The organism is Mycobacteroides sp. CBMA 271 (assembly GCF_009729205.1).
In the GTDB taxonomy this organism is placed as follows: Bacteria; Actinomycetota; Actinomycetes; order Mycobacteriales; family Mycobacteriaceae; genus Mycobacterium.
Genome location: NZ_VTHB01000004.1, coordinates 256,083 through 268,552 on the forward strand (window position 1 = coordinate 256,083; position 12,470 = coordinate 268,552).

Here is a 12,470-nt window from a genome sequence, read left to right on the forward strand (position 1 = left end):
AACCAATTCTGGCGGAACGACTTAGCGCTTAGCTCGGGTAATGAATCGGTCGAGTGACAACGAGCCGCCGCCGGTGAACACCAGCAGCAGGAAAATCCAGCTGTAAAGTGCCGACGCCTCACCGTTGTTCTGGATGGGCAGGAGCCCCAACTTCTGATGCTGGGTGAAGTAGGCGACGGCCATCGCCCCGGAGGCCACGAAGGCTGCTGCCCGCGTCCCTAGCCCGAGGATGATCGCCCCTCCGCCAACGAATTCGATGATGCCGGCCCACCAGGGCAGGGTTCCCACGGGCTGAAGATACGAGGCGAGCGGCCAACCGAGTAGGTGGGAGGTGCCGTGCAGGAAGAACAGGAACCCCACCACGATGCGGAATGTGGACAGGACGACCGGCGTCAGGCCGGTGAGCTTGTTTTCGATATCTGAGAGAGCCATGCGTCTAACAATAGGACCACAGTCCGCTTTATTCCTGGCTAGTCGTCTGCCACCGCGTTGACCAGCGTCTCGGCCGCCAGCAGTCCAAGGTTGTTAGAAGCCAGCGGACTGTCGCCGGTGAGCAGTTTGCGGTCGACGTGAGTCTGCCCGGTAATCCCGGTGTTGACGATCGTGACGCCTTGTTTGCGTAGATTGTCGCCGACGAGCCAGGGCATTTGCCCTGGGATGTAACCGATCTCGATGTTCACGCCGGTGTCCAGGCTGTCGGGAAACACGCACAGGCTGTAGCCCCGGAAGGGGGACTCATCGCGATCAAGCCCGGCGGCCAGCAGTGCCCCCGGGCCGTGGCAGAGGGTGATGACGTACTTGTCGAATTCCATTGCCCAGTCCAGCACCGTGCGGACCTCTTCGCTGTCGGGGATGCCCAGAAGCACCCCGTGGCCACCGGGGATGAATATGGCGAGGTAGTCGGAATCGGGGCCCAGGTCGTCGGCGATAACGTGTGAGAGTTTCTGTGGCTTCTTGAGTTTCGCGGAAAGCTCGGAGTATGTGGCCAGCACGGCATCGTCCTCGCGTGGCATTGCCCAGAGTTCAAGCTTGGCGGGGTTGCCGGAGACCGTGGCCACGTCGATCCCAAAGCCGGCGGCCTTCAGATGATGCAGCGGCAACAACATCTCCACTGGGTGGTTCCCGGTGGAGAACATGGTGCCGTTCTGCATGAGCATGTAGCGCTCTTCGGTGGCGATCATGAGGATCTTCCAGCGTCCGCCGGTGTAGGAATTTTCGTAGCGGACACCGGCGAAGTCGGTTGTGGGCGGTACGTACTGGCTCAATGAGTACGGGGATGGGAAGTAGGCGTTGTCCTCGGCGGGGTCGGGGACTGGAGTTCTGCTCAGTTCTTCGGCTGCATTCGGCACGAGATTCCTCACTCCTCAAAATTGGGACGGGACATCTGGTTTCAACGTACTCCGGCACTCGGCGAACACAAAAGTGCCCCGGGATTTCTCCCGGGGCACTTTCGTAAAAGCTCGACTTTAGACGTCGAAGTACAGCGCGACCTCGTACGGGTGAGGACGGATGTTGATCGGCTCGATCTCGTTCTCTCGCTTGAACGCGATCCAGGTCTCGATCAGGTCAGAGGTGAAAACGCCACCCTCGGTGAGGTATTCGTGATCCTTCTCAAGGTTGTCGATCACCGTCGCCAGGTTGGTCGGGGCCTGCGGGATGCCGGCGGCCTCCTCCGGAGGCAGCTCGTACAGGTCCTTGTCGACCGGGGCGAGCGGCTCGATCTTGTTCTTGATGCCGTCGATACCGGCCATCAGCATGGCCGCGAACGCCAGGTACGGGTTACCCGAGCTGTCCGGGCAGCGGAACTCGAGGCGCTTGGCCTTCGGGTTGTTGCCGGTGATCGGGATGCGCACGCAGGCAGAACGGTTGCGCTGGCTGTACACCAGGTTGATCGGAGCCTCATAGCCCGGCACCAGACGCTTGTAGGAGTTCACCGTGGGGTTGGTGAATGCCAGCAGCGACGGGGCGTGGTGCAGGATGCCGCCGATGTAGTGGCGTGCCACGTCCGACAGTCCGGCGTATCCGGCCTCGTCGTGGAATAGCGGCTTGCCGTCCTTCCACAGTGACATGTGGGCGTGCATACCGGATCCGTTGTCACCGAACAGCGGCTTGGGCATGAAGGTGACGGTCTTGCCGTTGGCCCAGGCGGTGTTCTTGATGATGTATTTGAACAACAACACATCGTCGGCCGCGGCCAGCAGGGTGTCGAACTTGTAGTTGATCTCGGCCTGCCCGCCGGTGCCTACCTCGTGGTGGCCGCGTTCCAGGGTGAACCCGGCGTTGATGAGGTTGGTGGTCATCTCGTCGCGCAGGTCCACGAAGTGGTCGTACGGAGCCACCGGGAAGTAGCCGCCCTTGGGACGCACCTTGTATCCGCGGTTGGGGCTGCCGTCCTCCTCGTAGGGCTCGCCGGTGTTCCACCAGCCGGCCTCGGAGTCGATTTCGTAGAAGGTGCCGTTGATCTTCGAGTCGAACCTCACCGAGTCGAAGATGTAGAACTCGGCCTCGGCGCCGAAGTAACAGGTATCGGCGATACCGGTGCTGATCAGGTACTGCTCGGCCTTGCGGGCAACGTTGCGCGGGTCGCGCGAGTACGCCTCACGAGTGAACGGGTCGTGCACGAAGAAATTGACGTTCAGCGTCTTGGCGGCGCGGAACGGGTCGAGTTTGGCGGTCGAGATATCGGGAAGCAGCAGCATGTCGGATTCGTGGATCGACTGGAAGCCGCGCACCGACGACCCGTCGAAGCCGAGTCCGTCTTCGAAGACGCTGGCATCGAATGCAGATGCGGGAATGGAGAAGTGCTGCACGACGCCCGGCAGGTCGCAGAACCTGACGTCCACGTACTCGACCTTCTCGTCGGCAATGAACTTGAACACCTCGTCGGGGCTACTGAACGCCATGCTTCTCCTTATTCCTTTTTGCCTCTTGTGACCGCGCGACTGAACCTATGGAGCCGGTGTTGCCCGCCGGTCAACCATATGTTGCGCGGATGTTACGCGTAACCACAGATCGGTAGGCATTTACGCTGTGAGTATGGCGCGAGACCTGGGTTCATGGATGTCGGGGCTCGGTTCGGCGCAGGGAGCGGGCAACTCTCGGTACCGAGGCGAGCAGCTCGGCCTGCCCGAGACGGGCGTCGGATCGGCCGCCGCCATGTCGCGTCGGCTGGCCGCGCTGCTGGTGGACTGGGTTATCGCCGCCGGGCTGGCCTTGCTGATCGTGCGGGGAAATACCGCTGTGGAAGGCCCGTGGTCGACCACCCAATGGATGGTGTGGTTCGTCGTCGGGGTCGTCTCTGTGCGGTTGTGGCGGTTCACTCCCGGGCAGTACATGGCCGGCATCCAGGTGGCGCCCGCCGATGGGACCAACTCGGTGGGGATTGGGCGTGCATTCGTCAGGAACCTGTTGATCACCCTCATCGTTCCGCCCCTCATCACCGATGAGGACGGCCGCGGTCTGCATGACCGGGTAACGCGCACGGTCACGGTTCGGTCCCGCTAATCTCCGCGAGTGATCCTCGTTGCCGTCTGCCTGGCGGTGTTCATGCTGCTGCTCGACATGACGATTGTGTCGAGCGCACTGGCCGACCTGCAGTCGTCGTTGGGCGCTGATCTCTCCGATCTGCAATGGGTGATCGACGCCTACGCGTTGCCGATGGCCGGCCTGCTGCTCACCGCGGCCACCCTGGGTGACCGGCTGGGACGCCGCCGGGTCTATATGACCGGCATGGTGGTGTTCACCTGCGCCTCGCTGGGCTGCGCGTTCTCCAACAGTGCCGAGATGCTCATCGGGGTGCGCGCGGTGCAGGGGGTCGGCGGAGCGATCCTGCTGGCCGTCTCGCTGCCGATCATCGCGGCCGCGTACCCGCCGGACCGTCGCGGCGGGCCCATTGCGATCTACGGCGCGGTGATGGGGGCGGGCAGTGCCGCCGGACCGCTGCTCGGTGGATTCCTGGTCACCCACTTCGGATGGCAGGCCATCTTCCTGGTCAATCTTCCGGTCGGTGTGATCGCGATGCTTATCGCCGTCGTGTATCTGCCGGAGACTCGTGCCGAGGTGCGGCGGCCCATCGACTGGCCAGGCACGGCGCTGCTTACTTTCGGGCTGCTTACCGGCGTCTTCGCGGTGATTTCGTTGCACCATGGGGGCACCGGGGCTCGGGCCAGTGGTGCGCTGGCGGTCAGCGCCCTGCTGGCGTTGGGGCTGTTCCTCTGGTGGGAAAATCACACCCCAGCACCCATGCTGAGCCTGCGGCTCGTGTTGTCACCGGGATTCGCCGGGGTGTGGGTGGCGGCGTCCGCGGCGTCCGGGACGCTCATCGCGGCCACCAACTATCTGGCCCTGTACTTCATGAATACCTTGGGCTACAACGCTTTTGAGACCGGACTGCGTGCCGGTCCGCTGACATTGGCCACGGTCGCGGGGGCGCCACTGGGGATCCTGGTGGGCCGGCGGCTGCCGTCGGTGGCCACCATTCCCGGCGGTGTGGCGCTGGTGGCAATCGGGTTGTGGGCAGCGACGGGCGCGGACGCCGGCACCGAATGGACGCATTTCATCCTGGGCTCGGTGCTCGCCGGGCTGGGGCTAGGGGCGCTCTCGGCGGTGACGTCCGATGCTGCGCTGCAGTTTGTGCCGGTGGACGATGCCGGGATGGCGACCGGAACGGTGAGCACGGGCCGCCAGATCGGCATTCTTTTGGGGGTGGCGGGATTGGGTGTGGCATTCGGGCATGCGGTCGGTAGTGCGGCCGGGGCGCGGGCGGCAGGAGCGGCGGCCATCAATAGCGTGCTGTCGATGGGGGCCCTCGCGGCGGCCTGCGCCGCGTTCATTTCACTGATTCTGCTCGGTGTGGCTACGATGAGGCGCTCGCGTGAACCGGTCGCCGGGGAGTCGCTAGCTATCTAGGCCATCGGCGATCGCTCCTGCCTGCACGGGTACCCACGGGGATTTGTGCATTGCGGTAGCACGCCGCACATAGAGGGAGTAGCTTTCGACCATGGAGAGCGCGGCGGTTCTCATCGCGGCGCCCGGTGACGGTGCCGATCGGGGGACCGACTCGAACCCGAGCCCGCGCTACAGCATTGTCATGTCCACCGATGCGGCCGAAATTGAAGCGGCGCAACGGCTTCGGTACCAGGCATTTGCAGATGAAATGGGAGCCCCGCTCCCACATGCTGTTCCGGGCCCGCTGACGGGCGAGATGATTGATCTCGACAAACTAGATCCCTTCTGCGATCACCTGCTGGCACGTGAGGAGGGCAGCGGCAGAATCGTCGGTTGCCTGCGGCTGCTGCCGCCCGCGGGGTACCGTGCGGCGGGGGGCACCTTCACCGATTCGATGTTCGATGCGTCGGCGCTGGAACCGCTGCGTCCCAAACTTGTTGAGCTGGGCCGCGTGGTCGTCGCACCCGAACATCGCAATGGCGCGGTGATGGGGATGCTGTGGGCGGCGATTCTGCGCTACCAGAAGATGACCGGCCACCAATACATCATGGGCTGCCTGTCGGTGCAGATGGAGGATGGTGGGCCCCGCGGCGCGCTGGTCCGTGCTGTCTACGATTTCGCCAAGGATTTCATGACGCAGGAGTATCAGGTCACTCCGCGCAATCCGGTGTCGGTCAACGGATTATCGCTTGAGGAGATACCGCCCGCGACGAAGCCGAAGATTCCGCCGCTGATGCGCGCATACACGAGGTTAGGTGCACTGATTTGCGGACCGCCTTCCTACGACGTGGATTTCGATATGTCCGATTTCCTGGTGCTGTTGAGTAAGGACGGCGTCACCGAACGTTATCTTGAGCGGCTGGAGGGGTCTCTTGCGTTCCTCTAGTGATGTATTGGGCGTCGGATTTGGGCCCTCGAACCTTGCGCTCGCGATAGCGTTTGCCGAGCATCCACACGGGTTGACGGCACGGTTTGTTGACGCGCAGGACAAGTTCGGGTGGCATCGCGGCATGCTCATCCCCGGCACACGCATGCAGGTGGCCTTCCTCAAGGATCTCGTGACCTTGCGAAATCCGAAGAGTCACTACACCTTTGTCAACTATCTGACCGAACGTGGGCGGCTGTCGGACTTCATCAACCAGCAGACCTTCTTTCCGACCCGCGAGGAATTCCACGACTATTTGGACTGGGCGCAGCGGGCGCTCGCGGCAGATGTCAGCTACTCCTCGCGGATGGTCGGGATTCAGGCGGCCCCAGACGGGTTCGAGGTGCGGCTGAACGACATGTCGGGTTCGCCCGACCGCCTGATGCATGCGCGGGCATTGGTTCTGGGCTGTGGCACGTTTCCGGCGATGCCGTCGGGAATCAGTCCCACTGCACGGCAATGGCATAGCAGCGAACTGCTGCACAGGACCGAGGCGCTGGACGGTCCGCCCGCTCGGGTTGCGGTGGTAGGCGCCGGGCAAAGTGCCGCCGAGGCGGTGGCGTATCTGCACAGTCGGTACCCCGATGCGCAGGTGCATGCCATTTTTGCGCGGTACGGATACAGCCCGGCCGACGACAGTCCCTATGCGAACCGGATTTTCGACCCGGCAGCAGTGGACGACTTCTATGGCGCACCTGCCGAAATCCGTCAACAGCTGGTCGACTATCACCGCGATACCAACTACGCGGCAGTCGATTCCCCGCTCATTGCCGACCTCTACGATCGCGAGTACCGGGAGCGGGTAAGCGGGCAGCGCCGGTTGTGGATGCATAACGCCTCGAAGATCGCTGCAGTGGATGAGGCTCCGGAACGCGTGCGCCTTGCGCTGACGCATCTGCCGACATCGTCGACCGAGATGCTTGATTGCGACTTGGTGGTCTATGCGACGGGCTACCGGCCGTTGGACGTTCGGGCCTTCCTGGGGACGTTGGCTTCCCACTACGAGTTTGATGAGAGCGGCCGGCCGGTCGTCGAACGCGACTACCGGCTACGCCCGCGGGCGGATGCCCCGGGAGACATCTACCTGAACGGGTCGGTGGAACACAGTCACGGACTGTCGTCTTCGCTGTTATCCAATGTCGCGGTCAGGGCTGGCGAGATCGTGGATTCACTTGTCGCCGAAGCGGAGACGCGAGACGCGGTCGCATCATTTAGGACCGGGTAGACGAATCGTTCGATCATTTCCGATTCCAGACCGGGGTCCGTCGCCGGCCAGAACAGGAAAGCCATGACGACCCGTGAAATCCATTGTCCAGCAATGTCGTCCGATAGGCCGGTGAATGTGGACGCCGAGCGTGGAATCTGGGAAGACGGCGCTAGGTAGGACCCGAGCGAGGACGGCGACATGGTCGTCAGCATCGTACTGATCACCGGGTCGTTGCGAATGGCGGCCAGCGAGGCGGTGATGGCGGTGACCGCGCGCCGTTGTGCATCCGAGGACTCGACCGCGCGTTGGATCGCGACGGTGACGCCGGCGATGTTCCGGGCGAGGACGGCATCGACGATCGCGGACTTGCCCCCGACGTGTCGATACACCGTTGCCCGGGAGCATCCCGCCTCGCGAGCCACCGCGTCGAGATTCAGCTGATCCAAACCGTGGCGCGCAATCTGTTTCGCCGCGATCGACACGATGCGATCCGCCGCCATGGTGCGGCGATCACCCCGGTGCAGCCAGTCTGTGTACGGTGACATCAGTTCTCAAATCTATCGCAAGTTGAGACAAATATACGCAAGATTCTTACCATTTGTGCTGGTGGCGTGGGTGCGTTGAGACGCCACCAATCATGGCTTTGAACAGGCACTTCTCACTTTTTCGAATGCCTTGACGGGTGGTTTTCCGGTCTGTCAGCCTCATGGTGATGAGCACTATTGAGCTGTTCGACCCCCAGGTCCTCGAGGATCCGTATCCGTTCTATCGGCGGCTGCGCGAGACCGCGCCGGTGTGGCCGGTGGGTGACTCCGGCTTCTACTTTGTCTCGCGCTGGGACCTGGTGGTCGAAGCGACCGAACGCACCGAGGACTTCTCGTCAAACCTGACCGCGGTGCTCATGCAATCCGATGACCCCGAAGGTGGCGTCACGGTCACGGGAATGGGCCCCGTCGCCGACCCGACGCACGTACTGGCAACCGGTGATGATCCGGTTCATCACGCGCACCGCAAGCTGGTGCTGCCCACGCTGGTCGCCAAGCGGATCACCGCACTGGAGTCGATCATGGCCGAGACCGCGGCCCGGCTGTGGGAACGGGGTGTGAACGGCGACGGTATCGACTGGATGGCCGCGATGGGTGATGCGCTGCCGATGACTATGGTGGCCCGGCTGATCGGGCTGCCCGATGAGGACGTGCCGCAGCTGGTGCAGTGGGGCTACGCCAGCACCGAGATGTTGGGCGGGCTCAATACCCCGCAGCGGCAGGAACAGGTCGTCACCGACACCATGTACCTCCTCCTGTACCTGCGCGAACACCTCGAGAAGGAGCTGGCCGCGCCGGGCGAAGATCTGCTGGGGTACCTCGCGCAGGCGTGTAATCGGGGGGACATTTCCCTGGACATCGGCGTGATGATCCTGGTGCAACTCGTCGGGGCCGGCGGTGAATCGACCGCCGGACTGATGGGCAACGCCGTGCGCATCCTCGGCGAGAACCCCGATCTGCAGCACCGGATTCGCGAAGACCGTGCGCTGTTGCCGACCCTCCTGGAAGAGACTCTTCGGCTGGAGTCGCCGTTCCGCGGACACCACCGGCATGTGTTGGCCGACACCTCGCTGGGCGGTGTTGAGCTGCCCGCGGGTAGTCACCTCACGCTGATGTGGGGCGCCGCCAACCGCGATCCGGCGGTCTTCGAGGATCCCGACGCGTTGCGCCTGGACCGACCCAGCCCGCGCAGCCACATCACGTTTGGCAAGGGGCTGCATTTTTGCGTCGGGGCGGCGCTGGCGCGCCTTGAGGCGCGCACCGCCATCAATCTGCTGCTAGACGAAACGCGCGAATTTTCCGTCAAATCCGGTGGTGCGCAGTGGGTTCCGAGCATTATGGTGCGTCGGCACCACAAACTGGAGCTGGCGTTCAGCCAGTAATCCCGGTTCGACGAGCGCGGCGTTGCGCACGCCAACACGCCGTGTATGACGTGCATAACGTCGCGCTCGCGGCAGGGGAGGAGCTCAGCGCCGTCTGATGGTGCGCTGCATACCGCCGCGCATCTTGGCCTGACCTGGATTCGGGCCCTTCGGCATCGCCGCGGCGCGTGAACCCAGCGCCGTCAGCCGCGACTCCAGGGAGTCCATCTGCTTGGCGGTGATGTTGGCGGGCAGCTTGGTGAGGTGGCGCTCCAGCTTGGACAGCGGCACCTGGCCGTCCTCGTTGCCGACGATGACGTCATAGATCGGTGTGTCGCCGACGACGCGCGCGGTGCGTTTCTTCTCCTGAGCCAGCAGCGGGCCGAGGCGGCCGGGAGCGCCCTCGGCGACGAAGATGATGCCCGGACGGCCGATGACACGGTGCACCACATCCAGCTGGGTGGTGCCGGCGACCGCGGTGGTGACCCGCCACTTTCCGCGCATGTTGTCCAGCGCCCAGCCGGCGGCGCCCTTCTGGCCCTCTGCCTTGGTGAACACCGACTTCTGCACCCGCCGGCCAAAGATGATGAACGCCACCAGCCCGCCGAGCACCACGCCCAGGATCGGGAACATGAACACGCTGATCCCGCCCGAGAAGTATCCGGCGACCGCGAACACCGCGACGATCAGCACGAAGGCGCCGATCATGTACGGCAGCAGCCGCTTGTCTTCCTTGCGCTGAATCTGGAAGGCCTGCCACATCTGGGTGCGGCGCGTCTTCGATTCGGCCTTGCGACGTGCCTTCGCCTCGGCCTTGGCGACCTTGGCCTCGGCGGGATTCAGTGATTTAGGCATATGCCGAGTCTAAGACTCAGCGAGCGATGAGATTGACCGCCTCCTGGGCGGCAGATCCGGCCGACGCCAGGTGCTCCAGTGCGGCGGGAAGTACCCGCCCGTGGTGCGCCATCGCCTGCGCGTACAGCCGTCCGGCCCGGTACGAGGAGCGCACCAGCGGCCCGGCCATCACGCCGGCGAACCCGAGACCCTCCGCGAAGTCCGAAAGCTCAACGAACTCTTGCGGTTTCACCCAACGGTCCACCGGATGATGCCGCGGCGAGGGCCGCAGATACTGGGTGATTGTGATGATGTCGCAGCCCGCCTCGTGCAGCGCCACCAGCGCGTCGCGGATCTCGTCGTTGGTCTCACCCATGCCGAGGATCAGGTTGCTCTTGGTCACCAACTTCGCCTCACGTGCCGCGGTGATCACCGACAGGCTTCGCTCATAGCTGAATGCGGGCCGGATGCGGCGGAACACCCGCGGCACCGTCTCCAAGTTGTGCGCCAGCACCTCCGGGCGAGACGCGAACACCTCTTCGAGCTGCTCGGGGACGGCGTTGAAGTCCGGGATGAGCAGCTCGACGCCTGTGGCCGGGTTGAGCTCCTTGATGTACCGCACGGTTTCGGCGTACAGCCAGGCACCGCCGTCGGGCAGGTCATCACGGGCCACCCCGGTGACCGTCGAATACCGCAATCCCATGGTGTGGACACTTTCGGCGACCCGGCGCGGCTCGTCGCGATCCAGGTCGGTGGGCTTGCCGGTGTCGATCTGGCAGAAATCACAGCGGCGGGTGCACTGTTCACCGCCGATGAGGAAGGTGGCCTCGCGGTCCTCCCAGCATTCGAAGATATTGGGGCATCCGGCTTCCTCGCACACGGTATGTAGCCCGCCGGAGCGCACCAGTGACTTGAGCTCCTTATATTCGGGGCCCATCTTGGCGCGGGTGCGGATCCATTCCGGCTTGCGTTCGATCGGGGTCTGGGCGTTGCGAACTTCCAGTCGCAGCAGCTTGCGGGGTTCGCTCATGCGGTTGCCCCTGCGTTGTTCCCGCCCGCTGCCCCGACGGCCAGCCGGCCCTCCAGCGCGTCGAGCACCGAGGAAACCACCTGATCATGGACTTCGGCCACGGTGACGTCCCGGCCCAATTCGGCGGACAGGGTTGTCACTCCGGCATCACTGATGCCACACGCGACGATCGGCAGATAGGCGTCCAGGCTGTTATCGCAGTTGAGAGAGAACCCGTGCATGGTGACCCCGCGCTGTATACGCACCCCGATTGCGGCGATCTTGCGTTCCGGTTTCCCGCCGCCCGCGGCCAGCCACACCCCGGAGCGGCCGTCGACACGACCGGTTTGTAGGCCCAGTTGCGCGCACACCGCGATGATCGATTCCTCAAGGCGCCGAACGTAGTTCACCACGTCGATAGGCTCGGCCAACCGCACGATCGGGTACCCCACCAACTGTCCCGGGCCGTGCCAGGTGATCTTGCCGCCGCGGTCGGTGTCGATGACGGGTGCGCCGTTGATCGGTCGTTCCTGTGCTTCGGTGCGGCGCCCAGCGGTGTACACGGCCGGGTGCTGCAAGGTAAGCAGGGTGTCCGGGCCTCCGGCGACGCGGGCATCGACGAGGTCGCGCTGCAGCTCCCAGGCCGCCTCATAGCCGATGGTGCCCAGGTCCCGCACGACGACGGGCTCTGCGCTGGACCGGATGGATCCATGGGAGCGGTGCACGGGTTCCATTATCTCACTTCACCGGTCGGGTGTTGTTGGCGTAGGCCAGCGCCTCGCCGATGGTGTGGTGCTCGAACTCGAATCCGTGCTGTTCGAGAACCGCGGGGATGACGCGCATGCTGCGGGTCAGATCGGCATCGGCGAATTCGCCGAAGAGGGCGCGCAGGGCGAACTGCGGTGCCGCCAGCAGGGTTGGTCGATGCAGTGTCCTGCCGAGGGCGGCGGTGAACTCGGCGTTCGTGACGGGCGCCGGGCCGGTCAGATTGATCGCGCCCGAGAGCGTCGGCTCGGTCATGGCGAATTCGAGTGCGCGGATCTGGTCCTCAAGGCTGATCCACGGCATGTACCAGCGACCGTTGCCCAGCCGTGCGCCCAAGCCGAGAGAGAAGAGCGGGCGCGACCGGCCGAACAGCCCGCCAACGGGGGACAGCACCAGGCCGGTTCGGACGATCACCACTCTGGTGCCCGCGTGCGCGGCCTCAGCGGTTGCGCCTTCCCAGTCGACACACACTCGTGCGAGGAAACCGGTACCGCTGGGGGCGGTTTCGTCAATAACGCGGTCACCGCTGTCGCCGTAGTAGCCGACTGCCGAGGCGTTGATCAACACCGGCACTCCGGCGTCGGCGACGGCACCGGACAGTACCTCCGTGGGGATGACGCGACTGTCGTAGATCTCCTGCTTGTATGCGCCGGACCAACGTTTGTCGCCAACGCCGACACCGCACATGTTGACCGCCACGTCGACACCATCGAGGGCGCCCGGGGCGACCTGCCCGCTCGCAGGATCCCAGCGCTGTTCGTCAGCGTTCATCGGGTCGCGGCGTACCAGCCGGACCACGGTGTGGTCGGCGGCCCGCAGCGACGCGACAAGCGCCGACCCGATCACCCCCGACGACCCGGCGATGACGACACGCATG

At 64.4% G+C, this 12,470-nt stretch carries 13 protein-coding genes and 1 pseudogene; 6 read left to right on the top strand and 8 right to left on the bottom strand.

Translation table 11 applies throughout. The features are described 5' to 3' along the window. Nucleotides 1-21: 21 nt before the first annotated feature. The 3 genes from FZI91_RS12570 to glnA form a co-directional block, all read right to left on the bottom strand. Nucleotides 22-432 carry a DoxX family protein gene (locus FZI91_RS12570; RefSeq protein WP_155939316.1) on the bottom strand — a complete coding sequence of 137 codons (411 nt, stop codon included), beginning with the start codon at nt 430-432 and terminating at the stop codon, nt 22-24. A 38-nt stretch (nt 433-470) separates the two neighbouring features. Beyond that, nucleotides 471-1,349, bottom strand: a complete 879-nt coding sequence (hchA, locus tag FZI91_RS12575) for a glyoxalase III HchA (protein WP_162525572.1) — start codon at nt 1,347-1,349, stop codon at nt 471-473. A gap of 117 nt (nt 1,350-1,466) precedes the next feature. Further along, nucleotides 1,467-2,903 carry a type I glutamate--ammonia ligase gene (gene glnA / locus FZI91_RS12580; protein ID WP_155939317.1) on the bottom strand — a complete coding sequence of 479 codons (1,437 nt, stop codon included), beginning with the start codon at nt 2,901-2,903 and terminating at the stop codon, nt 1,467-1,469. A 133-nt stretch (nt 2,904-3,036) separates the two neighbouring features. Here glnA and FZI91_RS12585 point away from each other — a divergent pair, with 133 nt between their 5' ends. From FZI91_RS12585 to FZI91_RS12600, 4 genes are all read left to right on the top strand, one after another. Then, entirely contained in the window at nt 3,037-3,504 is a 468-nt protein-coding gene (locus FZI91_RS12585) for an RDD family protein (RefSeq protein ID WP_155939318.1), read from the top strand. 9 nt (nt 3,505-3,513) lie between these two features. Beyond that, on the top strand, nt 3,514-4,908 hold the full coding sequence (locus FZI91_RS12590) for an MFS transporter (RefSeq protein ID WP_162526266.1): 1,395 nt from the start codon (nt 3,514-3,516) through the stop codon (nt 4,906-4,908). A 91-nt stretch (nt 4,909-4,999) separates the two neighbouring features. Continuing rightward, the gene (locus tag FZI91_RS12595) at nt 5,000-5,833 is read left to right on the top strand and encodes a GNAT family N-acetyltransferase (protein WP_155939319.1); all 834 of its coding nucleotides are present in this window, start codon (nt 5,000-5,002) and stop codon (nt 5,831-5,833) included. Continuing rightward, the gene (locus FZI91_RS12600) at nt 5,820-7,097 is read left to right on the top strand and encodes a lysine N(6)-hydroxylase/L-ornithine N(5)-oxygenase family protein (protein WP_155939320.1); all 1,278 of its coding nucleotides are present in this window, start codon (nt 5,820-5,822) and stop codon (nt 7,095-7,097) included. Before FZI91_RS12595 ends, FZI91_RS12600 begins: the two co-directional genes overlap by 14 nt. On the opposite strand, the gene FZI91_RS12605 is transcribed toward FZI91_RS12600, so the two are convergent. Next, nucleotides 6,980-7,516: a TetR/AcrR family transcriptional regulator gene (locus FZI91_RS12605; RefSeq protein ID WP_309224146.1), complete on the bottom strand. Its 537-nt coding sequence runs from the start codon at nt 7,514-7,516 to the stop codon at nt 6,980-6,982. The genes FZI91_RS12600 and FZI91_RS12605 overlap by 118 nt on opposite strands. On the opposite strand from FZI91_RS12605, the pseudogene FZI91_RS24215 reads away from it, so the two are divergent. Both FZI91_RS24215 and FZI91_RS12610 read left to right on the top strand, forming a co-directional pair. Further along, a pseudogene (locus FZI91_RS24215) lies at nt 7,410-7,703 on the top strand (hypothetical protein). The gene FZI91_RS12605 and the pseudogene FZI91_RS24215 sit on opposite strands and share 107 nt — an antisense overlap. A gap of 88 nt (nt 7,704-7,791) precedes the next feature. Beyond that, nucleotides 7,792-9,006 (top strand): cytochrome P450, encoded by a 1,215-nt coding sequence (locus tag FZI91_RS12610; RefSeq protein WP_155939322.1) that lies wholly within the window; start codon nt 7,792-7,794, stop codon nt 9,004-9,006. Nucleotides 9,007-9,090: 84 nt separating this feature from the next. On the opposite strand, the gene FZI91_RS12615 is transcribed toward FZI91_RS12610, so the two are convergent. Genes FZI91_RS12615 through FZI91_RS23810 form a run of 4 tightly spaced genes read right to left on the bottom strand, consistent with a single transcriptional unit; the run spans nt 9,091 to nt 12,469 of the window. After that, nucleotides 9,091-9,840 (bottom strand): DUF4191 domain-containing protein, encoded by a 750-nt coding sequence (locus FZI91_RS12615; RefSeq protein WP_155939323.1) that lies wholly within the window; start codon nt 9,838-9,840, stop codon nt 9,091-9,093. 16 nt (nt 9,841-9,856) lie between these two features. Then, on the bottom strand, nt 9,857-10,849 hold the full coding sequence (lipA, locus tag FZI91_RS12620) for a lipoyl synthase (RefSeq protein ID WP_155939324.1): 993 nt from the start codon (nt 10,847-10,849) through the stop codon (nt 9,857-9,859). Then, nucleotides 10,846-11,562 carry a lipoyl(octanoyl) transferase LipB gene (lipB, locus tag FZI91_RS12625; protein ID WP_155939325.1) on the bottom strand — a complete coding sequence of 239 codons (717 nt, stop codon included), beginning with the start codon at nt 11,560-11,562 and terminating at the stop codon, nt 10,846-10,848. Before lipB ends, lipA begins: the two co-directional genes overlap by 4 nt. A gap of 4 nt (nt 11,563-11,566) precedes the next feature. Beyond that, nucleotides 11,567-12,469, bottom strand: coding sequence for a TIGR01777 family oxidoreductase (locus tag FZI91_RS23810; RefSeq protein WP_203448850.1), 903 nt, complete (start codon nt 12,467-12,469; stop codon nt 11,567-11,569). Nucleotide 12,470 lies beyond the last annotated feature (1 nt).

Bases quoted from the DNA above. Each gene is read 5' to 3' on its own strand.
- FZI91_RS12570 (WP_155939316.1), bottom strand. From the start codon at position 432: ATGGCTCTCTCAGATATCGAAAACAAGCTCACCGGCCTGACGCCGGTC.
- glnA (WP_155939317.1), bottom strand. From the start codon at position 2,903: ATGGCGTTCAGTAGCCCCGACGAGGTGTTCAAGTTCATTGCCGACGAG.
- FZI91_RS12585 (WP_155939318.1), top strand. From the start codon at position 3,037: ATGGCGCGAGACCTGGGTTCATGGATGTCGGGGCTCGGTTCGGCGCAG.
- FZI91_RS12595 (WP_155939319.1), top strand. From the start codon at position 5,000: ATGGAGAGCGCGGCGGTTCTCATCGCGGCGCCCGGTGACGGTGCCGAT.
- FZI91_RS12610 (WP_155939322.1), top strand. From the start codon at position 7,792: ATGAGCACTATTGAGCTGTTCGACCCCCAGGTCCTCGAGGATCCGTAT.
- FZI91_RS12615 (WP_155939323.1), bottom strand. From the start codon at position 9,840: ATGCCTAAATCACTGAATCCCGCCGAGGCCAAGGTCGCCAAGGCCGAG.
- lipA (WP_155939324.1), bottom strand. From the start codon at position 10,849: ATGAGCGAACCCCGCAAGCTGCTGCGACTGGAAGTTCGCAACGCCCAG.
- lipB (WP_155939325.1), bottom strand. From the start codon at position 11,562: ATGGAACCCGTGCACCGCTCCCATGGATCCATCCGGTCCAGCGCAGAG.
- FZI91_RS23810 (WP_203448850.1), bottom strand. From the start codon at position 12,469: ATGCGTGTCGTCATCGCCGGGTCGTCGGGGGTGATCGGGTCGGCGCTT.